We start from the raw sequence: 26462 nt of genomic DNA on the forward strand, positions 1-26462 counted from the left end.
TGGGGTATCGATAAATGAAAATTCCGATGAAAGCGAGTCTTTCTGTGGGAAAAGCAATGGCTTCCTAGCTGTTGTTTTTTCATATATTCAGAATTTAGGAGGGAAAATATGGGGATTGTTAAGAAGAGTGTCACTTTTATGTTGGCACTGCTTCTTGTTCTTGTCGGAACCCCGCTCAAGCCTCTTCATGCAGCTGTCAATGACTACATGTCGGTCAGCAAGAGCGTAAATCCGACGTCCATCTCCACAGAACAAGAAGCGGAAGTATCTCTTAGCATCAAAGGTACGCCACCGGTAAACGTGGTACAGCCGAACGATGTTATTTTGATTATTGACAAATCGGGAAGTATGAGACCCGAGTACAACAACGGTGAGGATAAGATTACCGCTGCAAAAGAAGCAGCAAAAGGGTTTATTGACCTGATGGATTTTTCCAAACATCGTGTGGGAGTTGTTGATTTTAGTTCAACGTCAACGATCGGATCATTTCCACTGACAACCAATGCAGCAGAAGCCAAGAGTTACATTGACAAAATCTATGCAGACGGTGGTACTGCAACCGGTGCTGCCATTGACAAGGCAATTGCTCTGCTCGAGAATCATCGACCAGAGGCTCAACCGGTTATCGTAATCATGACTGACGGTGATGCTACCGAGCCTCAGGGAAATGCTTACCAGTATGCTAAAGAACGAGCGCAGGTGGCCAAAGAAGCAGGAATTATTTTCTATACCATCGCGTTGTTGAAATCTACGGATAATCCTGATACCAGTGGGCCCAACCTGCTGCTGAAAGAAATGGCAACGACGGCCGCCCATCATCATTTTGTATTAGGTTCTCAAGGATTGGAAGAAATCTACGCGGCGATCGTAAAAGAAATTGGCCTGGCCTCCGCTTATGATGTGACCGTAACCGACGTTGTGGGACCTGATTTTGAAATTGTACCTGGGTCTTACGAAAATAACATACCTAAACCGGAAGTAACGGGTAATACGTTGGTGTGGAAGTTTGCTGAACTGAAAAACGATACACTGACGTTTACCTACAAAATCAGACCAAAGGATCCGGACAAGACAGGATTTTTACCTATCACGAAGACGGGAAATGCGATTATTACCTACAAAGACTATGCCGGAGCAAACCGCAGCAAATCAATTCCCAATGTCAATCTCAAGGTAACATATCCGGCTCCAATCGTCACCTCTATCGAACCAAGCTATGGACATCCAGATGGTGGAGAAACCGTTGTCATTAAGGGTGACAAATTCAGACCAAACGCCACGGTTAAATTTGGGGATTTCAACGCATCGAACGTAATAGTCATTAGTGCCAATGAGATTACAGCGGTAACACCTCCGGGTAAGCAAGGCAGCGTAGTGGTGAAAGTCACGAATCCGGATGGTCAATATGGCACCATTGGTTACAGTTACAAAACGGACCCGATTGTCACTTCGATTGACCCCAACAATGGTCCGTTGGCTGGCGGCAATACCATTTATTTTAACGGCAAATACTTCATGAATGGCATTACCGTGACCATTGGGGGGAAACCGGCACCTGTTACGGTCTTTACCTCCTCGACCTATTTCCGGGTTACCGTACCGGAAGGGGATGTACCGGGAGCTGTCGATGTTGTTCTAACGAATCCGGATGGAACGACTGTAACGGTACCCGGGGGATATACCTATAACGCTCCGCCGGTTGAGGAAATTTCCATTTCGTACATTTCGCCAACTACCGGCGAACTTAAAGGCGGCGAGTTGGTCTTTATACAAGGAAAGAAATTTGATCCGGCAGTCAAAGTCTATTTCGGTGAGAAAGAAGCAGCTATCCACACCTACTATTCTGCCGATCGCGTTGCTGTGATTGCACCAGCGGGTGATGCAGCCGGTGTGGTCGATGTAAAAGCTGTAAATCCTGACGGTAAAGCGGCAACGTTAGAAGATGCCTATACCTATAAACCGGCACCTGTTTTGCCCAAACCGGAAATCTCTTCGATTACGCCCAACAGCGGATTGCTGGCGGGAGGAAACAAGGCAGTAATTTCAGGCAAGAATTTTCAACCTAACGCCAACGTTTTCATTGGGCCTACTAAAGCAACTGTAACGTATCTGTCTAGTTCGCAAATTAACATTGACGTCCCGGCGGCGGCTGCTCCCGGAGAAGTCGATGTCAAAGTGGTAAATCCGGACAATCAAGAGGCTGTACTCCCCCTTGGTTACACGTATTTGGAACAACTTCCTCCTGAGCCGCCTGTCATTACAAATATTAACCCCGCAAGTGGTCCGCAAGCGGGGGGAACCGACGTATACATCGATGGGAAAAACTTTGAAAACGGGTTACAGGTATACTTTGGAGGACAGGAAGCAACTATTGTTCAACATTATTCAAAGACTCGTGTCCTGGTAAAGGCGCCTGCTTCCAATGTGGCCGGACCGGTGGATGTTAAGATTGTAAATCCGAATGGCGATGAGACGGTCAAGACAGAAGGATATACGTATATTGCGCCTCCGCCTCCTGCGCCACCAAGCATTACAAAAATATATCCGGCCAGTGGTCCAATGGAGGGAGGAACAGATGTTTATATTGATGGCAAGGAGTTTGCCAGCGGATTACAAGTGTACTTTGGCGGGATCGAAGCGCCAGTAACCCAGTATTATTCCAAAACGCGCATTTTGGTCAAAGCACCGGCTTCTTCAGTCGCAGGTCCCGTGGAAGTGAAGATCGTAAATCCAAGCGGTTTGGAAGCAGTAATAGAGGATGGGTATACCTATATTGCTCCACCTCCTCCTGCACCGCCAAGCATTACGAAAATCTATCCGACCAGTGGTCCAATTGCCGGTGGAACTGACGTTTACATCGACGGTAAAGAGTTTGCCAGCGGTCTGAAGGTGTACTTCGGTGATGTTGAAGCACCTGTCACCCAATACTATTCCAAGGTTCGGGTATTGGTAAAAGCCCCAGCTTCGTCAGTGGAAGGGCCAGTAGACGTAAAAATTGTGAATCCAGATTCTCAAGAAGGCGTTCTTCCTGGAGCATTTACGTATATTGCTCCCAAGCCAGAACCGGTAGAAATCACCAAAATTTCGCCTGATGTAGGACTAACCACAGGCGGCGAATTGGTATATATCGACGGTGTCAACTTCAAAAAGGGAGCCGAAGTCAAATTTGGAGACATTCCTGTTTCTCTTGATTACTACTACAGCAGTTCCAGGGTGAGAGTTAAAGCTCCGCCTTCCAACGGTTATGTAGGTCCTGTTGACATTACGCTTACCAACCCTGATGGGCAAACGTATACGTACCCGAATGGGTATACGTATCAGGTGCCAATTCCTGTGATTACGAAGATTTATCCCGCGAATGGTCCGATGGCTGGCGGCACGGAAGTATATATTGACGGGAAAAACTTCCATCCAGACATGACTCTGACTGTTAACGGAACACCGGTCAATATCGCTACGTATTACAACAGCACCCGTTTTCGCTTTATTACGCCGAGCAGCTCGGTATACGGTCCAGTAGACGTAGTAGTAACTACACCGGATGGACAAAGTGCAACAACTACTTTCACATACGATAAACCACCGGAGCCGCAACCTCCGAAAATTACCAAGATCTATCCGACGAGCGGACCCGTCGCTGGTGGAACGCTTGTATATATTGACGGAACCGATTTTGATCCGGGAATGAAAGTCTATTTCGGCGATGTAGAGGGGGAAATTAACCATTATTATCATTCGAAGCGGTTTATCGTCAAGTCACCCCCTGCAGCTGGACCCGGTATCGTCGATATAAAAATCGTCAATCCGGACGGTAGAGAAAGTAATACGATGCCATTTGAATACAAATAAAAATTTGATATGTGGATCATAAAAGGTTGGACCAAAGCCTTCCTGGGGGCTTTGGTCCTTTTTTGTATTAAATGCAATAGATGGGACTTACGATTCAGACTCACGTTCAAAAAAATGTAGAAAAAGATGTAAAGGTGGTAAGAAAGTAACAAATGATCGTTCCGATAATTATATATATCACCATTCTGGAAGGAGTGTAAAAATGAAGCAAATGCATGAATCATTTTCAAAAAGCATCTCGGTACTCCTTGTTCTAATTTTAGTTTTTCTTTTGTCGGGTGTAGGATCTTTTCAAGTACACGCGGCAGAGGCTCCCTCGATTACTAAAATTTCCCCAACCAGCGGAAAGCTTGAGGGGGGCGAAGTAATCTACATTGACGGAAAAGACTTTGTGCAAGGTTTGAAAGTATACATGGGAGGGAAAGAAGCCCAACTTCACACCTATTACGGGCCGAATCGATTAAAGGCGCTGGCGCCGCCGGGAGATGCACCGGGAACGGTCGACGTAAAAGTGGTGAACCCGGACGGAAAAGAAGCGGTGTTGGCCAATGCTTACACCTATCAGGCACCGCCAGAGATGATACCGGCGATCACCAAGATTACCCCGACGAGCGGGAAGCTTGAGGGTGGCGAAGTGATCTACATTGACGGAAAAGACTTTGTGCAAGGTTTGAAAGTATACATGGGAGGGAAAGAAGCCCATCTTCACACCTATTACGGGCCGAATCGATTAAAGGCGCTGGCGCCGCCGGGAGATGCTCCGGGAACCGTCGACGTAAAAGTAGTAAATCCGGACGGAAAAGAAGCGGTGTTGGCCAATGCTTACACCTATCAGGCACCGCCGGAGATGATACCGGCGATCACCAAGATTACGCCAACCAGCGGAAAGCTTGAGGGTGGCGAAGTGATCTACATTGACGGAAAAGACTTTGTGCAAGGTTTGAAAGTATACATGGGAGGGAAAGAAGCCCAACTTTACACTTATTATGGTCCGAACCGAGTAAAAGTACAGGCGCCGCCGGGAGATGCTCCAGGAACCGTCGACGTAAAAGTGGTGAATCCGGACGGAAAAGAAGCGGTGTTGGCCAACGCCTACACCTATCAGGCACCGCCAGAGATGATACCAGCGATCACTGCGATTACGCCAACCAGCGGGAAACTGCAAGGAGGCGAAGTGATCTACATTGACGGAAAAGACTTTGTGCAAGGTTTGAAGGTATACATGGGAGGGAAAGAAGCCCAACTTCACACCTATTACGGGCCGAATCGATTAAAGGCGCTGGCGCCACCGGGAGATGTTCCAGGAACCGTTGACGTAAAAGTAGTAAATCCGGACGGAAAAGAAGCGGTGTTGGCCAATGCTTACACCTATCAGGCACCGCCGGAGATGATACCGGCGATCACCAAGATTACCCCGACGAGCGGGAAGCTTGAGGGTGGCGAAGTGATCTACATTGACGGAAAAGACTTTGTGCAAGGTTTGAAAGTATACATGGGAGGGAAAGAAGCCCAACTTCACACCTATTACGGGCCGAATCGATTAAAGGCGCTGGCGCCGCCGGGAGATGCTCCAGGAACCGTCGACGTAAAAGTGGTGAATCCGGATGGAAAAGAAGCGGTGTTGGCCAATGCTTACACCTACCAGGCACCGCCGGAGATGATACCAGCGATCACTGCGATTACGCCAACCAGCGGGAAACTGCAAGGAGGCGAAGTAATTTACATTGACGGAAAAGACTTTGTGCAAGGTTTGAAGGTATACATGGGAGGGAAGGAAGCCCAACTTCACACCTATTACGGTCCGAATCGATTAAAGGCGCTGGCGCCGCCGGGAGATGCTCCAGGAACCGTCGACGTAAAAGTGGTGAACCCGGACGGAAAAGAAGCAACTTTAACCGCTGCCTATACCTATTTGGCCGATCCCGCCCCACAGTTGAAAAGTGTGACACCATCCAGTGGATTGTTGACAGAGGAAAAAGAGGTATATGTACTGGGAGCATATCTGCAGCCGGATGTCAAGGTATTCTTTGGAGACACCCAGGCAGATATTCTGGCTTACTATACGGACGGTTACGTAAAAGTAAAAGCTCCTGTGGCAAATACAGAGGGTACGGTTGATATCACGGTTGTCAACCCGGATGGGCAATCCCACACACTGAAATCGGCATTTACGTATCGCAGTACGCCGGATCCAAATGACCGCGTGGACACACTTACAGATGTAGGCAAGGTTCAAATCACCAACGTCGTTTCTAAAAGCGGGGGAGGCCCGATCAACTATGGATACGGAAACAAGTGGCGTGTGGACAATTCTGTGCCGGTAACGTTTGAAGGCACTGTTACTGATCACAGCGGAAATCCGTTGCCCCATGAAAAGATGACCTTCCGTTTCCTTGGCCATCTCAATGTGGAAGGCGTCAAACAGATGGAATTCATCACAGACGACAACGGGCGCTTCGCCTTTCAAATGATCTTGCCGCCTGCGATAGGGGAGCACGTCTACTATTTGCCGCTGGCAACACATTATTACGACATTGTAAATATTGAATTCTATGAGGGCATATACGACGCTTCCCAACCATTGTTGGCCAGAAAAATAGAAAATGTAAGTGATCGTGACGTTTATCACTTCAGTCTTTCGATATATAACCCATGGTAATAAAACCCTTGAGTGAAGTGACTAACGCAATGGTAGATGGAAAAGGCTGCTGACTGTTGATCAGCGGCCTTTTCCGTGTATACAAAAAACAAGCAGGCTGACCGACAGCCTGCCATGTCCCGGGTTAAACCCGTACGTCAAGCACTCTTCCCAGCGACGGATGCGGAGCTTGTGCCGCCTGCTGGATGGTTTGCTGGGTTTTGGCAAAGTCCTCCAACATTGTGGACGCCAACGCCTGGGCGGTGGACTGCACCTGTTTCGTCAGACTGATGGCTATGGCTTGCTTCAATTGGACCATGTTCACGATCGGTCACCTTCTTCCGTACAGGTTCATGGGACAAACATGGGGAACTATTTCAGGTATCGGCATTTTGCTTGCGTCGGATTAGAAAAAAAGCATCTCGCACGTACCCATCGCTTCACTATCATTCATCAACCACGGGCGATTAACCGATACACGTAACAGAACTACTTCAACGGGATGGTGACACCTCTTGTCGACAAAACATCGCTCGCTCCTGCTGGTGGGAGCAGTCTTGCTTATGTTTGTGCACGCGATCTACCTCAACGGCAGCGCAGCCGATCTGCTGAACATGACGGCGATTGAGCTGGTGGCGCTGGCCGTGCTGATCGCCTATGCGATCAAGCGCAGGCACCTGGAACTGCGCTCCTTGATCCGGCTTCTGATGCATGGCCGGGAGGGAAACGTGGAAGAGACGATCAAACGATTCTACTACTATGCCTTGGTGCAGAAGGAACGGGGGCATCTGGCGTTGGAAAAAGAACTGGAGAACGAGCAGGATGCGTTCGTCCGCCGCGGCAGCTTGCTGGCGATTGAAGGCGTGCCGGAGGATGAACTGCGCATGATACTGGAAAACGAGCTGAAAGGGGAACAGTATCGGTACCAGCAGGCGGCGGGCTTCTTCCGATTGATCAGTCTGCTGGCGCCGGGCATGGGACTGGTGGGAACGCTTGTGGGGATGACGGGGGTGCTGAAGACGCTTTCCGACTTTACCACGACCGGGTACAGTCTCAGCTCGGCGGTGGTGGCGACGCTGTACGGGGCGCTGCTGGCCAACCTGATTGCCTTGCCGTGCTACTACCGGCTGATGGACATCCACGACCAGGAGATGTTCGAAAAGCGGCTGTACATCGAAGGGTGCGTCGGGCTACAGCGGATGGAGACGCCGCGTCTGCTGTTTGAAAAACTGAATTCGTTCCTGCCCGGGGACCGCAAGCTGGTGCTGATCAAGCAGCCGGGCAGCGTCAGAGGAACGATCGAAAGGCAGGATCGCCATGCATGACGACCGGCTGTACGACGAAAAGGAACTGGAAAAGAGCTGGCTGATCAGCTACAGCGACTTGTTTACCCTGCTGTTTGTGATCGTCGTGATCATCGCGGCGGCCCACGCGGCCAAGATCAAGGTGCAGATGGACGAAGTGGAGCGGCAGCAGGCCAGCTTGAAACAGGTGCACGAAAGCCTCGACCTGCTGAATCTGCAAAAGCTGGAGCTGGAGCGGGAGATTCACCAACTGGAAGCCAGGCGGGAAGCGTTGGCAGCTGCAGTGGAGGGGAAGAGCGCGGAAGAGAGCCCTCCCCGCCCGGATGCGACGTCAGCGGCAGCCGATGCGGCCAAGCGTGACATGGAGCGCATCCGTACGCAGCTCGCCTCCGCGCTGCGGGGGAAGCAAGTCGATTTCACAGAGACCGGGGACGGGCTGCGAGTGCGCCTGCCGGAAACGAGCTTGTTCGGCCGCGGCTCCGCCGAGCTGAGGGACGAGGGAAGACAAATGGTGGACGTCGTGGCCCAAGTCTTGCGCCACTATTCGTACCGCGTCCGGATTGAAAGCTGCACGGACGATCTCCCTGTCGCCTCAAGCCCGTACCGCTCCGACTGGGAGCTGTCTTCGGCGCGGGCGCTTGCCGTGATGCGTGAACTGGTGGAGACCCACGATCTGCCGGCCTCCCGCTTTTCCGTGGCGGGGTGGGAGGAACTCGCCGCGCAGGTGGACACGACCGACACAGGGAACGGCTCTCGCAACCGCGGCGTGGATTTGCTCATCCTGGTCGAAAAGGAATAACAGTTCAAATTTTTCTGTCAATAAAAATGCTTTTTTCGGAAGGATTCCCGTATAGTCAGAGAGAACTATCTCTGACAGGAATCCTTTTTTCATTTTTCGGATTTCTTAAAAAACGAACCTCGTTTTTCCTGTCCCAGGCACCGAGGGCAGCAGGGACGCGGGGCGGGGGGAGTTATTCCCAGCTTGTGCACAACCGTCTGTGGATAATGTGGACAACTTTGTGGAGAACGCGAAGTGACCGTTATCTCGGTGTGGACAGCGCTGGGGAAAAACAAGGCAGAGAGATACAGACGAGGGGGTTATTCAAACATGAGACGCGGAAGCAAATGGTTGTTGTCGTTGATGCTGACGGTTGGGGTCGGTCTCTTGGTAACTGCCTGTGGTGCGGGTGACAAGCAGGCTGCAAGCGGTAGCAGTTCCTCGGGGGGCGGCGGTGCGTCGGAAAAAGTGTATGTGGTCGGTACCGACGCAGCGTATCCGCCGTTTCAAATGATGGAGGCGGACAAGATTAGCGGTCACGACATTGACGTGATGAATGCCATCGCGGAAGCCGCCGGATTCAAGATCGAATGGAAAAACACAGGATGGGACCCGCTCTTTGACGGACTGGACAGGGGGACCGTGGACATCGGGATTTCGTCGATCACGATTCGCGAAGACCGCAAACAAAAGTACGATTTTTCTGAACCCTATTTTGAAGCCAACCAGCTGATTCTCGTGCCGGAGAACTCTCCGGTTACCAAGCTGGCCGACCTGAAAGGCAAGAAGATCGGCGTGCAGGCGGCGACGACGGGCGAATTTGTCGTGCAAAAGGCGTTCGGAAACACCTATGAAGGGCTGAAAGGCTACGACGACATGCCGTCCGCGATCGACGACTTTTACAACGGACGGGTCGACGCCGTAGTGGGCGACGACGGCATGATCAAGTACTACGTCAAGAAATTCAAGGACAAGAAGTTCAAGATGATCAAGGACGATTCCTTTGAAAAAGAGTATTACGGCATCATTGTGAAAAAGGGCAATACAGAGCTGTTGAACAAGATCAACGAGGGCCTGAAAAAGATTAAGGAAAACGGAAAATTGCAGGAAATCTACAACCAGTACTTCGGTAACGAGTAAACAGCGCAACCGGCCGGGTACGTCGTCCACTGGCGTACCCGTTGCTGTTTCCATCCGGCGGAACGCATCATGTGAAAGGAGGAATCCCTCTGGATTGGAGTGTCATCTACGAGTACCGGGAGCTGTTTCTGCGCGGGATCGTGAACACCATCCTGCTCACCACCGTCGCGACGGTGGTCGGGACCTTGCTGGGACTGTTTCTCTGTCTGGGGAAGCTGTCGAAAAACAAGCTGCTGCGCATTCCCAGTGCGGTTTACGTGGAGGTGTTTCGCGGCACACCGATGCTGGTGCAGATCCTGTTGATCCACTTTGCCGTCATTCCTTCAATCTGGGAAGCCTTTTTCCGGGAGAAAGCAGCCCGGAAGCGATCTACTCCGGCTTTATCGCCCTGTCTCTGAACGCCGCCGCCTATATCGCGGAAATTTTCCGCGCGGGCATTCAGTCCATTGATCCGGGGCAGATGGAAGCGGCCCGTTCGCTCGGCATGACCAAGGGCATGGCAATGCGGCTGATCATCATTCCGCAAGCGTTTACCCGCATGCTGCCGGCGCTGGGCAACGAGTTTATCGCCCTGTTGAAGGATTCTTCGCTGACGGCGGTCATCGCCACCCCGGAGCTCAACTACGCGGCGATGAACGTGGCCAAAAACACTTTTGAGCGGTATCCCCCGTACCTGACAGAGGCGGCTGTGTACCTGGTGCTCACCCTGTTCCTGTCGCGGGTCGTCGTGAGGGGACTGGAGAAGAAATATTCCCCCAAATAAGGGGGAATTTGACTCTGGTCTCTCCGGGTGATATAGTCATTCACAAGGGATGGCCAATCCCAAGTTTTTACAACAGAAAGGGTTGTTTTATTCGATGCATGGCAAGGTAAAGTGGTTCAACGCAGAAAAGGGGTACGGATTTATTGAGCGGGAGGACGGCGGCGACGTATTCGTGCATTACACGGCGATCCAAGCTGACGGTTTCCGGACGCTGGAAGAAGGCGAATCCGTCGAGTTTGACATCGTTGACGGCGACCGCGGCCCGCAGGCGGCTAACGTTGTGAAGCGCTAATCGCCAATTGCAAACGCTTACCTGACGGGAAAGCGAATCCCCCTGGTTCAAGGACAGGGGGATTATTTATTGTTACGCGATAATGGACTGTATGTGCAGGGTGCGGTGCTGCCGCAGATCGAGATAGTCGTCGCCGCGGCGGACCAGCGGGCGCATCGGTTCGTCCTTCTTATTAGAAATTGTTGGAAGAAAACTTTGTCGGGGTTTGTCGTAATGTAAAAGATTTGTAAAGGTTTTTTGAAGCCGGCAGGGAGGATTTTATCGATGTGTACGGAATAAACATAGGTAAAGACGGAAGGAGGTTGGAACCATGAAATTTAATATTCGTGGAGAAAACATGGAAGTCACCGCAGCACTTCGTGAGTATGTGGTAAAGAAAGTCGGCCGTCTTGAAAAATACTTTGAAACTCCGCAGCCTGCTGAAGCGCAAGTCACCTTGAGGGTACTGCGGAACGAAGCCACCATCGAGGTAACCATTCCGCTGGGCGGAGTGATTATCCGGGCGGAAGAAACCCATGAAGACATGTACGCTGCCATCGACCTGGTGGCCGAAAAGCTGGAACGTCAAATCCGTAAACATAAAACCAAACTGATGCGTAAGCTGCGCGTTGATACCAATAATAAAGCCCTCCTTCGTGATAATGAATCCATCGCTGTCTTGACTGAGGACGAAGAAGATGACGTGGAGATCGACATCGTTCGCACCAAACGGTTTGATTTGAAACCGATGGATGCGTATGAAGCGGTCCTGCAAATGGATATGCTGGGTCACAACTTTTTCGTCTTTCAAAACAGTGAGACCAATAACGTCAACGTGGTGTACCGCCGCAACGACGGACGCTACGGGCTGATCGAGCCGAAATGACGAGACAAAAAATAAACTCCAAGGGGAGTTGCTTTCTTCTGGCAACTCCCCTTTACTTGTATCCACATGTTGTAATTTGATAAAATAGCTTTTTAGAGAACATAAATAGTAGAAATTCTTTTTTCGCTAGGAACGTGTGGGAGAAGACTCCCCTGCAGGGACCTGGAGATGGCTGCACAAGAAAGGTAGTTGGAAGTAGCTTTGCCATTAGGAAGGGGTGTCCTTATGTTAGGACTCGTAAAGAAGATATTTGGCGACAGCAACGAACGCGAAATCAAAAAGATGTTTAAACGCGTGGAAAAGATCAACGCGCTGGAACCGAGCATTTCGGCGTTGACCGACGAGCAACTGCGGGAGAAGACGACGGAGTTCAAAAACCGCCTGGCTCAAGGAGAGACGCTGGACGATATACTCAACGAAGCGTTTGCCGTGGTGCGTGAGGCCTCCAAGCGCGTTCTCGGCATGCGCCATTTTGACGTACAGTTGATCGGCGGTATGGTGCTGCAGGAAGGCCGCATCGCCGAGATGAAGACCGGTGAAGGGAAGACGCTCGTGGCGACGCTGGCGACGTACCTGAACGCGCTCCTGGGCAAGGGCGTGCACGTGGTTACCGTCAACGAATACCTGGCGGAGCGCGATGCGACCATCATGGGCAAGCTGTACAACTTCCTCGGTTTGTCCGTCGGTTTGAACAAGGCCGGGATGAGCGCCGAGGAAAAACGGGCCGCCTACAACTGCGACATCACGTACGGCACCAACAATGAATTCGGCTTTGACTACCTGCGTGACAACATGGTGCTCTACAAGGAACAAATGGTGCAGCGCCCTCTGTTCTTTGCCATCATCGACGAGGTGGACAGCATCCTCATCGACGAAGCGCGGACGCCGCTGATCATCTCCGGGGCGGCCAACCGTTCCACGGAGCTGTACTACATCTGTGCTCATTTTGTAAAGCGGCTGGAGCCGGAAAAGGACTTCACCGTTGATGAAAAGCTGAAAATCGTCACCCTGACCGACGAGGGTGTGGCCAAGGTGGAGCAGGCGTTCAACATCGAGAACCTGTACGACACCGCCCACATGACCCTGAACCACCATATCAACATTGCGCTCAAAGCGCAAGTCCTGTTCAAACGGGACGTGGATTACGTGGTGCAGGACGGCGAAGTGGTGATCGTCGACGAATTCACCGGCCGTCTGATGGTGGGCCGCCGCTACAGCGATGGTCTGCACCAGGCGATCGAGGCGAAGGAAGGACTGCGCGTCCAGAGCGAAAGCATGACGCTGGCGACGATCACGCTGCAAAACTACTTCCGGATGTACGAGAAGCTGTCCGGCATGACCGGTACGGCCAAGACAGAGGAAGAAGAGTTCAAGAAAATTTACGGTCTGGACGTCGTGGTAATTCCGACCAACAAGCCGGTCATCCGCAAAGACCTGCCCGACCTGATCTACAAAACGGAAGCGGCCAAGTACCGCGCCGTCGTCAACGACATCGTCGAGCGGCACAAGAAGGGGCAGCCCGTGCTTGTCGGGACCATCTCGATCGAAAACTCGGAGCGCCTTTCGCAAATGCTGAAGCAAAAAGGCGTGCCGCACAACGTCCTGAACGCCAAGCACCACGCTCGCGAGGCGGAGATCGTCGCCCGTGCCGGCCAGTACGGTGCTGTCACCATCGCCACCAACATGGCGGGCCGCGGTACCGACATCCAGTTGGGTGAAGGCGTGGCGGAGCTGGGCGGCCTGCACATCATCGGCACCGAGCGGCATGAGAGCCGTCGGATTGACAACCAGTTGCGCGGCCGTGCCGGTCGTCAGGGGGACCCGGGTTCCTCCCAGTTCTTCCTCTCCCTGCAGGATGAGCTGATGCGCCGCTTTGGTGCGGACAACATCATGAACATGATGGAACGCCTCGGCATGGAGGAAGACATGCCGATCGAGAGCCGTCTGGTGACGCGTGCCGTCGAGTCCGCCCAGAAACGGGTGGAGGGGGCCAACTTCGACGCGCGGAAAGTGGTGCTCCAGTACGACGACGTGATGAACCAGCAGCGCGCCGTCATCTACAAGCAGCGCCGCGAGATCCTGGAGCAGGACAATCTGGACGAAGTTGTGCTCAAGATGATTTACAGCGTCGTCGACCGCAACGTGGAGGCCTACTGCCCGCAGGAAGAGGTGCCCGAAGACTGGAACCTGCAAGGACTGGTTGAAGTGGCCAACAACACCTTCCTGCACAACGAGACGATTACTGTCTCCATGCTGAAGGGCAAAGAGGCCGAGGAAATTGCCGAGCTGTTGAAAGAAGAAGTGGCGAAGCAGTTTGAGAAGCGCAAAGCGGAAATCGGCGAGTTGATGAACGAGTTTGAGAAAGTGGTCGTGCTGCGTGCCGTGGACAGCAAGTGGATGGACCACATCGACGCGATGGAGCAGCTGCGTCAGGGCATTCACCTGCGCGCGTACGGCCAAAACGATCCGCTGCGCGAGTACCAGTTTGAAGGATACCAGATGTTCCAGAACATGATTGCCGCCATCGAGGAAGAAGTGGCGATGTACATCATGAAGGCGGAGGTCAGCCAAAATCTGGAGCGTCAGGAAGTGGTGCGCGGCCAGGCGGTCGATCCGGCCCAGCTGCAAACGTCCGGTCCATCGGAGCGCCCCGCGAGTGAGGCGGAACCGAAAAACCGCGCCCAGCGCCGCGCGGAAGAACAGGAGCGCCGCCGCCAGATGAAGCGAGGCCATTAAAAACCTATAAAGTACGCAGCTTGCAAAACTGCTCTTCCCGTGTCGGGAGGAGCAGTTTTTTTCTCCCCGTCTCCCTTAGGCTAGACAGCATTCGCCCGTTTTTGGTGCGACTGGCGGAAGAGACTTGGCGGTTTTGTCTAACACTGGAAAAAGGCATCGAACGATTCTCGTGGAAAAACCAGGCAAAATGAATACAATCGTAAGTACACCAACTTGCACTGGAAATCAATCACACGAGAGGCGGGGGAATGAACCATGAGAACGTCGAGTAACGTGATGGGCATACAAGCAAAATTAATGTTGGAGCGTATTGCGGCCACGCTGGATGCGGTACAGGCAGGTCACCAGCAGAAACCGGCCTATTTGCTTGCCGACCGGCCGATACATATGGACAAGCCGGAACCCGACGAGGGCGAGAGAGAGCTGGAGGTGGTGTTTGCCGCGAGGGACGTCGTCTATCTCGATGAAAGGCTGACGCGAGAAATTCCCGAGCCCAATTGGTCAAAAGCGGCGCCGGCCGGATGCGTCATACCGGACGGAGCGGGTGTCGCCCGAATCGGGACGCACGACCGACACAGCGGTGCAGCGGGGAGTGAGGTTGCAGGAAGACAAGCGCCACAGGCGGAACTCCACCAGGAAGCAGCGGCCAGGTGGGCGGTGCCGTTCATTGGAGAAGTGCTCGTACAGGCATATGCAGGGGACATGGGAAACACACCGCAGGACATCCGATCGGCACCCTCCCCACCTGCGTCTGAGCCGCTAACGCTGTGCTGATGCTTCTGCTGTGCCCGAATCGATGCTGTCCGGTTGCGAATCCGCCAATTTGCGGTACAATGTAACATAGCACAAGGAAGAGAAGGTGATTCGCACATGGCATTGATCGATATTGCGGACGTCAAGCAAGAGATGTCCAGCATGGCTAAGCGATTAGCGGATATCAGGGGGTCTCTTTGACCTCCCTGCGAAACAGGAACGTATCGGCGAACTGGAAGAGCGGATGCTCGCTCCCGACTTCTGGGATAACAACGAGGCCGCACAAAAAACCATCAGCGAATTGAATGCGCTCAAAGGCCTGGTGGAAACCATGGCCAAACTGGACGCCCAGTACGAGGACCTGCAGGTAATGCTGGAACTGGTCATCGAAGAAGGCGACGAATCGATGATCCAGGACTTGTACGAGAGTGTCCAGGCGCTGAAAAAAGAATTTGAGAGCTTTGAGCTGGAGCTGCTGCTCAGCGACCAATACGACAAGAACAACGCGATTCTGGAACTGCACCCGGGCGCGGGCGGCACCGAGTCCCAGGATTGGGCGTCGATGCTGCTGCGCATGTACACCCGCTGGGCGGAGTCCAAAGGGTTCAAGGTGGAGACGCTGGACTACCTGCCGGGCGACGAGGCCGGCATCAAGAGCGTCACCCTGCTGATCAAGGGGCACAACGCCTACGGTTACCTGAAATCGGAAAAAGGGGTGCACCGCCTCGTGCGGATTTCCCCGTTTGACGCCTCGGGCCGACGCCACACCTCGTTTGTCTCCTGCAACGTGCTGCCGGAGATTGAAGAAGACACCGATGTGGAGATTCGTTCCGAGGACTTGAAAATCGATACCTACCGCTCCAGCGGCGCCGGCGGTCAGCACATCAACACGACTGATTCCGCCGTTCGCATCACGCACCTGCCGACGGGGATCGTCGTCACCTGCCAGTCGGAGCGTTCCCAGATCAAAAACCGGGAACGAGCGATGAAAATGCTGGCAGCCCGTCTGTTTGAGCTGAAGCGGGAAGAGCAGGAAAAAACGCTGCAGGCCATCCAGGGCGAGCAGAAAGACATCGCCTGGGGAAGCCAGATCCGTTCGTACGTCTTCCACCCGTACAGCCTGGTGAAAGACCACCGCACCAACGTGGAGGTCGGCAATGTACAGGCGGTAATGGACGGGGAGATTGATCCGTTTATCGACGCCTATCTGCGTTCGCAAATCAAGCGATAGGCGGCAAGCGGCGGTATGCTAATCAATAACGGACTGTCCGGTACGGCGGTAATCGGTTCTGCCGTCGCAAACACGGATGAATCCTAGAAAACACAGGCTCTCGCTGATCTCTCCTCGTTTGACCACAAGGTCTAGGCGACGGAGCATCGGCGAGAGCCTGATTTGTGTCTGGGGCAGTTGGACGAAACGATCGAATCAGTTGTCGAAATTGTGCTATACTTCCAGTAACATACTGTTTGTCAAAGGAGAGGACGTCATGCTGTACGTTGCCATACTGACGATTGTTGACCAGGAATTGAACACCAAGTTTCGCCCGGCCCACCTGAGCTACCTCAATGACCTGTACAAGCAGGGGAAAGTGGTCATGGCCGGACCGTTTACGGACAAGCGAGGCGGAATGGTCATCTACAAAGCGGAATCACCCGAGGAAGCGCGCCTTCTGGCAGAAGCCGATCCGGTCGTGAAGGAGGGCGCCCGAACGCTGGAACTGCGGGAGTGGAGCCCGCTGGAATTTCCGCTGACCTAGACGGATTCTCCGGAGCGGAAGAATGATTTGTTTCGAGCGGAGGAATACTTAGCGAAGAATACTCATACAAAGGAGGGAACAGCATGAAGCGTTTCCCGTTTGCCATCCTTTTCATCGCGCTCGTATTCTTCGCAGGTGCCTGTGCTTCTGGCGGCAATCAAGCAGAACCGCCCGCCGGGCAGCAACCCGATACGGAATCACCCGCTCCATCGGGCAATTACGATGCTGCGGCAGCTGAAACGTTGTATAAAAACAACTGTGCAAGCTGCCACGGTCAAAATCTTGAGGGGGCAGTCGGCCCCAACCTGACACAGGTAGGCGGCAAATACACCCGGGAACAAATCCTGGAAATCCTCAAGAACGGGAAGGGCGGCATGCCAGGCGGACTGGTCAAGAACGATGATGCTGAAAACGTCGCGTCCTGGCTGGCCGACAAGAAATAGCAGGTACGTAAAGCGTCCGGCAAATCGCCGGGCGTTTTCTTTTTTGACAACGGATACAAGGAGCGTCGGCTGCGGGGCAGAAGGCGGAAGCTGCAAGCAGGGGCTTGATTTTTGGGGAGAAGGGTTGCCATCCGATTGAATTTTTATTATGATTCATGTATAAAAATGCAAAAGAGGGAGAGAACCATGATTCGGGTCGGGATTGTCGGGGCGACCGGTTACAGCGGGGTGGAGTTGATCCGTCTGCTTGCCGGCCATCCCCACGTGCAGGTGGCTAATCTGTATTCCAGTTCGGCGGAGGGAGAAGCGCTGGACAGCGTTCTTCCCCATGTGCAGCATGTTTCCTTGCCCCAGCTGTCGGCGATAGACGCGGAGCAAATGAGCGCCGCAAACGACGTGGTGTTTCTGGCCACGCCGGCCGGCGTCAGCGCGGAACTGTCGCCGGAACTGCTCAAGCGCGGCGCCAGGGTGATCGATTTGTCGGGCGATTTTCGCCTGGAGAGCGGGGAGGTGTACCGGCAGTGGTACAAACGAGAGCCCGCTCCCGGTGAGTGGCTGGATCGGGCGGTGTACGGCCTGGCGGAGTGGAACGCGGCGCAGGTGGCCGGCGCACAGTTGGTGGCCAATCCGGGCTGCTATCCGACGGCGGCGCTCTTGGCGCTGATTCCGTTGGCACAAAGCGGCTGGGTCAACCCCCGCAGTTGGATTGTAGATGCCAAGTCAGGGGTGTCGGGAGCAGGTCGCGGCGTCTCCCTGGGCGTTCATTTCAGCGAGATCAACGACAGCATTCATGCGTACAAGGTGGCCCAGCATCAGCACACGCCGGAGATTGAACAAGAGTTGAGCAAAAAGGGCGGCGTGGAGCATGTGGTCCAGTTTACGCCCCATCTGGTGCCGATGACGCGGGGAATACTCGTCACTGCCTACGGCCAGTTGGAGCGGGCGGTGACAACAGACGAGGTGCATCAGCTCTACCGGTCGGCGTATGAAGGCAAGCCATTTGTAAGGCTGCGAAAACCGGGGAGCCATCCGCGGACCAAAGAGGTGTACGGTTCGAACTATTGCGATATCTCCGTCCATGTGGATGAGCGGACGGGGCGGGTCATCGTGCTTTCCGTGATCGACAACATGGTCAAAGGAGCGGCAGGTCAGGCAGTCCAAAACATGAACCTGATGTTCGGCTGGCCGGAGGCGACAGGATTGCCGCTGGTGCCGCTGTTTCCGTAGAGGAGGATGTGACATGCAAGACGCAGTGGTCATCAAGTGCGGAGGCAGCACCATGGATCAGCTGCCCGACGCGTTTTTCCAGGCGATCGCCGAACTGCAGCAGGCCGGACGGCAGATTGTGATCGTGCACGGCGGCGGTCCGGCAATCAACGGCATGCTGGAGAAACTGTCCATTACGCCCGCGTTTGTGGACGGATTGCGCGTCACCTGCGAAGAGACGCTGCAGGTGGTGGAGATGGTATTGTGCGGACAGATCAACAAGCGGCTGGTTCGCAGGCTGACGCAGGCGGGAGCCAGGGCGTGGGGCGTCAGCGGGATTGACGGCGCAATGCTGACGGCAGAGCGGACGGCAAAACCGCTTGGCCAGGTCGGCGAGGTGAAAGGGGTGGACACATCCATTCCGACCGCCATCCTCCAACGCGGCTACGTGCCGGTGATTGCGCCGCTGGCCGTAAGCGCAGACGGCGCGGAGACGTACAACGTAAATGCAGACGTGGCGGCGGGGGCGATCGCTGCCGCCCTGGCGGCGGAGCGTCTGGTAATGGTGACCGACGTGCCGGGCATCCTGCGCCCCGGTCAGGACGGCACCAAGACGCTGGTGGCACAGACGGACGCGGAAGAGATCGGCCAGATGATTGCCGACGGGGTGATTACCGGCGGGATGATTCCGAAAGTACAGGCCGCGCTGGACGCCCTCTCGCAAGGCGTGCCCCGGGTCGTCATCTGCCGGGGAACGGCGGAGGAATTGCGGTCGGTATGCGCCGGGCAATCGGCGGGAACCGTGATCCAGGCAGGCGTCCCCAAAGGCGCGTAATGTGGACACCGCGTACAGCACTCCCCCCTATCAAGGAGCGTAAACAAGGAGGCATTGTAACATGAGCACAATGGCTGCCCCTATGCATTTGATGAATACTTATTCAAAATGGCCGATCCGGCTGGTCAAGGGAGAGGGAAACCGCGTTTGGGACGATCAGGGCAACGAGTATCTCGACTTTGTCTCGGGAATCGCCGTCACCTCGCTGGGACACGTACACCCCAAAGTGACGAAACGGCTGCACGAACAGCTGGACACGTTGTGGCACTGCTCCAATCTGATGCACGTTCCCCAGCAGGAGGTGCTGGCACAGAAGCTGTGCGGCCTGTCCGGCCTCGACCGCGCGTTTTTCTGCAACAGCGGCGCGGAAGCCAACGAGGGAATGATCAAGCTGGCCCGGCGTTACGCCCAAAAAGTGCAAGGCACCGGACGATATGAGATCATTACGTTTCAGCAGTCGTTCCACGGGCGAACGCTGGCTACCCTGACAGCCACGGGGCAGGACAAGGTGAAAGACGGATTCGGCCCCCTGCCGGACGGGTTTGTCACCGTGCCCTACAACGATTTGGAAGCGGTGCGCGCCGCCGTTACGGAGAAGACCTGCGCCATCATGCTCGAACTGGTGCAGGGGGAAGGGGGCGTACATCCGGCAGAGGAGCCGTTTGTAAAGGGATTGCGCCAACTGTGCGACGAACACGGTCTGCTGCTGCTGATCGATGAAATCCAGACCGGCATTGGACGCACGGGCACCTGGTTTGCCTTCCAGCAGTACGGGATCAAGCCGGACGTGATCTCGCTGGCCAAAGCGCTGGGCAATGGGTTCCCGATCGGCGCGGTGGTGGCGACCGAAGCGGCGGCCGAGGCGTTTGCCCCCGGCACCCACGGCACCACATTTGGCGGCAACCCGCTGGCGATGACCGCTGCCATCGCCACGCTGGAGACGATGGAAGAGGAGCACGTGCTGAACCGCGTAGGCATCCTGCATCGGCAGCTGGTAAGCGGACTGGAAAAATTGCGGGCAGAATATCCGGGCAAAGTATTGGCCGTGCGCGGCAAAGGACTGCTCTTGGGCGTGGAAGTGACGGTGCCGGCGTCGTCCATCGTCGATTACGCCCGGGAAAAAGGCGTACTCGTCCTGCTGGCCGGTCCTCAGGTCGTCCGCCTGCTGCCCTCGTTTGTCACAACTGAGGAAGAAGTGAACCGGGTGATCGAGGTGATCGGCGAGGCGATGGAGAACTTGTAAGAAAAAAGCGCTCCAATGCCGGGGACACGGCCGACAGGGAAAGGCAGTGTGAGCGGAACGGCAGTGTGACCCGGCTTGGCCGCTGATGCAGGGGAATCGGGCACATCCATGCAGCGAGTCGGAACGCGGCTTTCAGATCCCGTTGAAAAAACTCGTTGCATTTTTATAATTCAAAATGTATATTAATACATGACGTTGCATAAATTTTCGTGAGAGAGTGCCCTTTGGAGAGGAGTGGCTTTCATAGATGAATGGAGAGAGAAAAGGGTTGGGCCCGGGATATTTGACACTGGAGAGCGGAGAAGTATTTGCCGGGACGCTGTACGGCGCTCCGCTCACAGGATATGGCGAAGTGGTTTTTCATACAGGGATGACGGGATACCAGGAAGTGATGACCGATCCGTCCTTTGCGGGGCAGATCGTCACCTTTACGTATCCGCTGATCGGTAATTACGGGATAAACGACACCGATTACGAAGCGGCAAAGCCCGCCCTGGCGGGAATGGTCGTCAGCGAGCTGTGCAGTGCGCCGAGCCACTACCAATCCCGCCGCACGCTGTCGGAAGCTGCGGAGGCGTTTGGCTTCCCGATCCTGGCCGGGATCGATACGCGGACGATCACCAAGCGGGTGCGTCAGTCGGGTCCGCTGTACGGTGCGATTGCTGACCGGCCGTTGAGCGTGGAGGAGGTGGCGGCGCTTGGCTCCGCGCATCGGAAAAAATCGCTGGTCGCCGACGTCTCCAGCCGTCACATTCAGCGCTACCCCGGCAATCAGGAACACGTGGTGATCATCGATCTGGGCATGAAACAGTCGATTTTGGAATCGCTGTTGGAACTGGGCTGCCGCGTGACGGTTGTGCCGTTTGACACCCCGTTTTCACAGATTCAGGCGCTGCAGCCGGACGGCCTGCTCTTTTCCAACGGGCCCGGCGACCCGGCCGACCTGCTCGCCTACTGCGGCGAGTGGCGGAAGGCGGCGGAACAGTATCCGACGCTGGGCATCTGCCTGGGACACCAGGTGCTGGCGCTGATGTTTGGCGCCAAGACGGAAAAGCTGACTTACGGACACCGGGGGAGCAATCATCCGGTCAAGGAACTGGCCACCGGGAAAGTCTACATGACCTCGCAAAACCACGGGTACGTGGTGAGGGAAGAAACCCTGGACAAACGGCTGTTGACCGTGACGTACCGCAATGTCAACGACCGGTCGGTGGAAGGGCTGAGCCACACCTCTCTGCCGATCATGAGCGTACAGTTTCACCCGGAAGCGCATCCGGGTCCAAACGACACAACGCACGTTTTTTACCAATTCCTGCAGTCGATGCGCGTAGTGGGAGCGAAGAGATATGCCTAAATTGCCGCACATTCACAAAGTATTGGTCATCGGGTCGGGGCCGATTGTCATCGGCCAGGCGGCGGAATTTGACTACGCCGGGGCGCAGGCCTGCCTCTCGTTGAAAGAAGCCGGGGTGCAGGTCGTGTTGGTGAACAACAACCCGGCCACGATCATGACGGACGAACACGTAGCTGACAAAGTGTATCTGGAGCCGCTCACGGTAGAGTCCCTGACGGCGATCATCGCCAAAGAGCGGCCCGACGGTCTCCTGCCCACCCTGGGCGGTCAGACAGGGCTCAATCTGGCGGTCGCCCTGGCCGAAGCGGGAGTGCTCGCCCAATACGGGGTGGAACTGTTGGGCACGCCGCTGTCCGCCATCCAGAACGGGGAAGACCGGGAGCTGTTCAAGCAGTTGATGAAGCAAATCGGCGAACCGGTGCCTGAGAGCACGACCGTGGAGTCGGTGGAAGCGGCCGTCGCGTTTGCCGATTCAATCGGGTATCCGGTCATCGTGCGCCCCGCCTATACACTGGGGGGCGCCGGGGGCGGCATCGCCGAAGACGAACAGTCACTGCGCACGGTGGCGGCTCAAGGCATCGCTGCCAGCCCGATCGGCCAGGTGCTGATCGAGCGCAGCGTCAAGGGCTGGAAGGAAATCGAGTATGAAGTGATGCGGGACGCGAACGATACCTGCATCATCGTTTGTAACATGGAAAATCTGGACCCGGTGGGCATCCACACGGGGGACAGCATCGTCGTCGCCCCGTCGCAGACGCTGACCGACCGGCAGTACCAGATGCTGCGCAGCGTCTCCACCAAGGTCATCCGCGCGCTGGGTGTAGTCGGCGGCTGCAACATCCAGTTTGCGCTTGATCCGAAGTCGGATCGCTACTATCTGATCGAAGTGAACCCGCGGGTGAGCCGCTCCAGCGCGCTGGCTTCCAAAGCGACGGGCTATCCGATCGCCCGGATCGCCGCCAAGCTGGCGCTGGGCTACAACCTGGACGAAGTGCTCAACCCGATTACCGGTTACACATACGCCAGCTTTGAGCCGACGCTGGATTACGTCGTGGTGAAAATTCCTCGCTGGCCGTTTGACAAATTCCCGCTGGCCGACCGTCAGTTGGGCACGCAGATGAAGGCGACCGGCGAAGTGATGTCGATTGCCCGCAACCTGGAAGCGGCGTTGCTCAAGGCGGTCCGCTCGCTGGAGCAGGGCTGCACCCACCTCGTCCGTCCGGAGCTGGCTGCATGCAGCCGGGACGAGCTGGCGGGGCTGCTGCGGGATGCGACCGATGTCCGCCTGTTTGCACTGGCTGAGGCGATCCGCCAAGGGTTCAGCGAGGACGAATTGCACGCCCTGACTGGCATCGATCCGTTTTTCCTGCGCAGCGTGGGCCGGATCGTGGCGCTGGAGCAGCAGTTGGCCCAGAGCGATACGCTGGCCCCCGAGCTGCTGGCGGAAGCAAAGCGGCGCGGATTTGCGGACGAGACGATTGCCGCCCTGATCGGACGCACGACGGCCGAAGTCAAAGCGCTGCGGGATCAGGCCGGCATCCGGCCGTCGTACAAGATCGTGGACACCTGCGCGGCCGAGTTTGACGCGCAGACGCCGTACTATTACTCCGATTGGCAGGGGGACGACGAAGTAGAGGAGCTGACCGGGCGCAAAGTGCTGGTGCTCGGCTCCGGCCCGATCCGCATCGGACAGGGGATCGAGTTTGACTACTGCTCCGTTCACGCGGCCAAGGCGCTCCAGGCCAAGGGCATCGCCGCTGTCGTCGTCAACAACAACCCGGAGACGGTCAGCACCGATTACGAGACGGCCAACCATCTGTATTTTGAGCCGCTGCACGTGGAGGACGTGCTGCACGTGGCGGAGTGTGAGGGTGTGGATGGCGTCATGGTCCAGTTCGGCGGCCAGACGGCGATCAACCTGGCGGCCAAGCTGGCTGCGGCCGGCCTGACCGTGCTCGGCACGTCGCTGGATGCGATCGAACGGGCGGAGGATCGTGAACGGTTCTACGCGATGCTGCGCAAGCTGGAGATACCGCACATCCCGGGCAAAGGGGTGTCTTCCCTGGAGGAAGCGGCGGAGGTGGCGGCAACGATCGGCTATCCGGTGCTGCTGCGCCCGTCCTACGTGATCGGCGGTCAGGGCATGGTGGTCGCCCATAACGTCGAGGAGCTGTCGGCCACGATCGCGGAGTGGCTCAACCACCCTGACAGCCAGGTCTTTTTCCCGCTCCTGGTGGACAAATTCGTTCCCGGCCGGGAAGCAGAAGTGGACGCTGTGTGCGATGGCGAGTCCGTGCTCATCCCAGGCATTTTTCAGCATGTGGAGAAGGCGGGCATCCACTCGGGCGACAGCGTGGCGCTTTTCCCGGCGCCGGATCTGTCCGATAGTGTCAAACAGACGATCGCACGGTACACAGAGGCGATCGCCCGCGAGATGGGGGCGGTCGGTCTGATCAACATTCAGTTCGTGATTCACGACGAGACGGTCTACGTCCTGGAAGTAAACCCGCGCGCGTCGCGGACCGTGCCGATTACCAGCAAAGTGACCGGCATCCCCATGGTGGAGCTGGCCGTGCGCGCCCAACTGGGTGAAAAACTGGCCGGCATGGGCTATGGGACAGGGCTGCTGCCGGACATTCCGTTCGCCGTCGTCAAGGCACCCGTCTTTTCCACCGTGAAATTGAGCGGCGTCGATCCGGCCCTGGGACCGGAGATGAAATCGACCGGGGAAGTGCTGGGGCTGGGCCGTTCCTTCCCGGAAGCGGCGCGCAAGGCGTTCGCCTTTAAAGACAGCGTGCACCGCCCGTGGCAAAGGGGGCAGATCTGCTTCCTCTCCCTGGCCGATGCCGATAAGACGGACGGCGTGCTGCCCGTCATTCGGAAGCTGCAGGAACAGGGCGCAGTCTGGGCGGCCACAGCGGGAACGGCAGCCTGGCTGGGGGCAATCGGCTTTACCGTTACGCACGTGGTCGCGGACGAACAGGATCTGGCCGCGCTGCTGCAGAGGGAAGTCGTAGCTTTTTCGCTCATCACTGCCACCAAGGGGAACCGGCGGGGACGCAGCGGCTTTACCCTGCGGAGCCGGCTGGTCCAGCAGGGAGTTCCGCTGTTTACTGCTGTAGAGACGTTTGCGCTGTACGTGGAATCCATTACGGAGAATAGAGGTGAAGGGCATGCAGCCTGTGAAGATATTGGGTCACTTTGCAAGCGAGCAATTGGCCAGTTGTAAAGGAAAAGATTTGCTTCGCGTCGATGAATTTAGCGCAGAAGAGTTGACCTGGCTCCTGCAGTTTGCCGCCGAGCTCAAACAGCGGCAAAAAAGCGGTCAGCCGTATCAACCGCTCAATGGGAAGACACTGGGGATGATTTTCGACAAATCGTCGACGCGCACCCGCGTTTCCTTTGAAGTAGGCATGTACCAATTGGGTGGCATGAGCATGTTTTTGAGCGGCAAGGAACTGCAGCTCGGACGCGGCGAGCCGATCAGCGATACGGCCAAGGTGATGTCCCGCTACGTCGACGCCATCATGATCCGCACGTTTTCCCACACAAGGGTGGAGGAGCTGGCCGAACACGCCAGCATTCCGATCATCAACGGCCTGACCGACCAGTTCCATCCGTGTCAGGCGCTGGCCGACATGCTGACGATCTGGGAGCACAAGGGAACACTGCAGGGCGTCAAACTGGCCTATGTGGGCGATGGCAACAACGTCGCCAACTCGCTCGTGCTGGCGGCAGCACTGCTGGGTCTGGACGTGCGCGTCGCCACGCCGCCGGGCTACGAGATGGACGGAGCCATCGTGAACAAGGCTGTCGCGTACGCACAGGCCAGCGGCGGCCAGGTGGTCGTCACGCACGATCCCGTCGAAGCGGTGCACGGCGCCGACGTCATCTACACGGATGTGTGGACCAGCATGGGCTTTGAAGCGGAAAACGAGCAGCGCCTCAAGGATTTTGCATCCTATCAGGTAAACGAGCAGCTTGTCCAACACGCCGATCCCGCTTACCTGTTCATGCACTGCCTGCCTGCGCACCGCGGAGAAGAAGTGTCGTCCGGCGTGATTGACGGTCCCCACTCCGTCATCTTTGACCAGGCGGAAAATCGTCTCCACGCGCAGAAGGCAGTCTTGGCAACCTTGTTGTAATGTTGTCAGAGAGTAATAGGAATTTCTTACCAGCAGGAAATTGAAGCTAATAGACTATGAATCTATCATTGCCGAAATTTGTCATCAACGTGTAAAATATAGGTAGGAAGCGCGATGAGGTACAGACTGTATTTGGTCGCTTGGTCTGTACGGAGCCAGTAGCGAATCCGCCCTCTTTTCGAACGGAAAGAGGAAAGCCGGGCACAGGCTGTATGTGGTCGCTTGGCCTGTGTCTTCCCAAGTAGCGAAACCAGCTTTCTCCACTATGGAAAAGGGGGGAATGGGAATGAAAAAATGGTTCGTTGCTGTCCTGCTGGTAGCCGGTATTGTTGCTGCAACTTCTGCAAACTGGACGTCTTGG

The 26462-nt window shown here is 55.6% G+C and carries 19 protein-coding genes and 1 pseudogene; 19 read left to right on the top strand and 1 reads right to left on the bottom strand.

Features of this window, described 5'->3' with window-relative positions; genetic code table 11:
- Positions 1-108 precede the first annotated feature (108 nt).
- Positions 109-3849 (top strand): IPT/TIG domain-containing protein, encoded by a 3741-nt coding sequence (locus Q7F15_RS02145; protein WP_304415034.1) that lies wholly within the window; start codon positions 109-111, stop codon positions 3847-3849.
- Between the two features lie 202 nt (positions 3850-4051).
- The gene (locus Q7F15_RS02150) at positions 4052-6508 is read left to right on the top strand and encodes an IPT/TIG domain-containing protein (protein WP_304415035.1); all 2457 of its coding nucleotides are present in this window, start codon (positions 4052-4054) and stop codon (positions 6506-6508) included.
- A 124-nt stretch (positions 6509-6632) separates the two neighbouring features.
- Here the strand turns inward: Q7F15_RS02150 and Q7F15_RS02155 are convergent, their stop codons facing one another.
- Positions 6633-6806: a putative motility protein gene (locus Q7F15_RS02155; RefSeq protein WP_438286237.1), complete on the bottom strand. Its 174-nt coding sequence runs from the start codon at positions 6804-6806 to the stop codon at positions 6633-6635.
- A 196-nt stretch (positions 6807-7002) separates the two neighbouring features.
- On the opposite strand from Q7F15_RS02155, the gene Q7F15_RS02160 reads away from it, so the two are divergent.
- From Q7F15_RS02160 to argF, 17 genes and pseudogenes are all read left to right on the top strand, one after another.
- On the top strand, positions 7003-7812 hold the full coding sequence (locus Q7F15_RS02160) for a motility protein A (RefSeq protein WP_171567262.1): 810 nt from the start codon (positions 7003-7005) through the stop codon (positions 7810-7812).
- Positions 7805-8590: an OmpA/MotB family protein gene (locus Q7F15_RS02165; protein WP_304415036.1), complete on the top strand. Its 786-nt coding sequence runs from the start codon at positions 7805-7807 to the stop codon at positions 8588-8590. Before Q7F15_RS02160 ends, Q7F15_RS02165 begins: the two co-directional genes overlap by 8 nt.
- Positions 8591-8899: 309 nt before the next feature.
- Positions 8900-9709: a basic amino acid ABC transporter substrate-binding protein gene (locus Q7F15_RS02170; protein WP_212133379.1), complete on the top strand. Its 810-nt coding sequence runs from the start codon at positions 8900-8902 to the stop codon at positions 9707-9709.
- A gap of 89 nt (positions 9710-9798) precedes the next feature.
- Positions 9799-10472, top strand: a pseudogene (locus Q7F15_RS02175) (amino acid ABC transporter permease).
- A 94-nt stretch (positions 10473-10566) separates the two neighbouring features.
- Entirely contained in the window at positions 10567-10764 is a 198-nt protein-coding gene (locus Q7F15_RS02180) for a cold shock domain-containing protein (protein WP_171567265.1), read from the top strand.
- 310 nt (positions 10765-11074) lie between these two features.
- Positions 11075-11629, top strand: coding sequence for a ribosome hibernation-promoting factor, HPF/YfiA family (hpf, locus tag Q7F15_RS02185; RefSeq protein WP_171567266.1), 555 nt, complete (start codon positions 11075-11077; stop codon positions 11627-11629).
- 225 nt (positions 11630-11854) lie between these two features.
- Entirely contained in the window at positions 11855-14365 is a 2511-nt protein-coding gene (gene secA2 / locus Q7F15_RS02190; RefSeq protein WP_171567267.1) for an accessory Sec system translocase SecA2, read from the top strand.
- Between the two features lie 255 nt (positions 14366-14620).
- Positions 14621-15139: a hypothetical protein gene (locus Q7F15_RS02195; protein ID WP_171567268.1), complete on the top strand. Its 519-nt coding sequence runs from the start codon at positions 14621-14623 to the stop codon at positions 15137-15139.
- 96 nt (positions 15140-15235) lie between these two features.
- Positions 15236-16349, top strand: a protein-coding gene (gene prfB / locus Q7F15_RS02200; protein ID WP_212133381.1) for a peptide chain release factor 2 whose coding sequence is annotated in 2 segments (ribosomal slippage) — positions 15236-15316 and positions 15318-16349 — 1113 coding nt in all. Because the reading frame shifts where the segments join, the coding sequence is not laid out codon by codon here.
- Between the two features lie 256 nt (positions 16350-16605).
- A complete protein-coding gene (locus tag Q7F15_RS02205; RefSeq protein WP_171567270.1) occupies positions 16606-16875 on the top strand; it encodes a YciI family protein in 270 nt (89 codons plus the stop codon).
- Between the two features lie 83 nt (positions 16876-16958).
- Positions 16959-17318, top strand: a complete 360-nt coding sequence (gene cccB / locus Q7F15_RS02210) for a cytochrome c551 (protein ID WP_171567271.1) — start codon at positions 16959-16961, stop codon at positions 17316-17318.
- Between the two features lie 186 nt (positions 17319-17504).
- Positions 17505-18545 (top strand): N-acetyl-gamma-glutamyl-phosphate reductase, encoded by a 1041-nt coding sequence (gene argC / locus Q7F15_RS02215; protein ID WP_171567272.1) that lies wholly within the window; start codon positions 17505-17507, stop codon positions 18543-18545.
- A 13-nt stretch (positions 18546-18558) separates the two neighbouring features.
- Entirely contained in the window at positions 18559-19359 is an 801-nt protein-coding gene (gene argB, locus Q7F15_RS02220) for an acetylglutamate kinase (protein WP_212133382.1), read from the top strand.
- 61 nt (positions 19360-19420) lie between these two features.
- The gene (locus tag Q7F15_RS02225; RefSeq protein WP_304415037.1) at positions 19421-20602 is read left to right on the top strand and encodes an aspartate aminotransferase family protein; all 1182 of its coding nucleotides are present in this window, start codon (positions 19421-19423) and stop codon (positions 20600-20602) included.
- A 247-nt stretch (positions 20603-20849) separates the two neighbouring features.
- On the top strand, positions 20850-21956 hold the full coding sequence (locus Q7F15_RS02230) for a carbamoyl phosphate synthase small subunit (protein ID WP_304415038.1): 1107 nt from the start codon (positions 20850-20852) through the stop codon (positions 21954-21956).
- Positions 21949-25185 carry a carbamoyl-phosphate synthase (glutamine-hydrolyzing) large subunit gene (gene carB, locus Q7F15_RS02235; protein ID WP_212133384.1) on the top strand — a complete coding sequence of 1079 codons (3237 nt, stop codon included), beginning with the start codon at positions 21949-21951 and terminating at the stop codon, positions 25183-25185. Before Q7F15_RS02230 ends, carB begins: the two co-directional genes overlap by 8 nt.
- On the top strand, positions 25130-26101 hold the full coding sequence (gene argF, locus Q7F15_RS02240) for an ornithine carbamoyltransferase (RefSeq protein WP_304415039.1): 972 nt from the start codon (positions 25130-25132) through the stop codon (positions 26099-26101). Before carB ends, argF begins: the two co-directional genes overlap by 56 nt.
- Positions 26102-26462 lie beyond the last annotated feature (361 nt).

Origin of the sequence: Brevibacillus aydinogluensis, assembly GCF_961514395.1 — a bacterium.
Taxonomy (GTDB): Bacteria; Bacillota; Bacilli; order Brevibacillales; family Brevibacillaceae; genus Brevibacillus; species Brevibacillus aydinogluensis.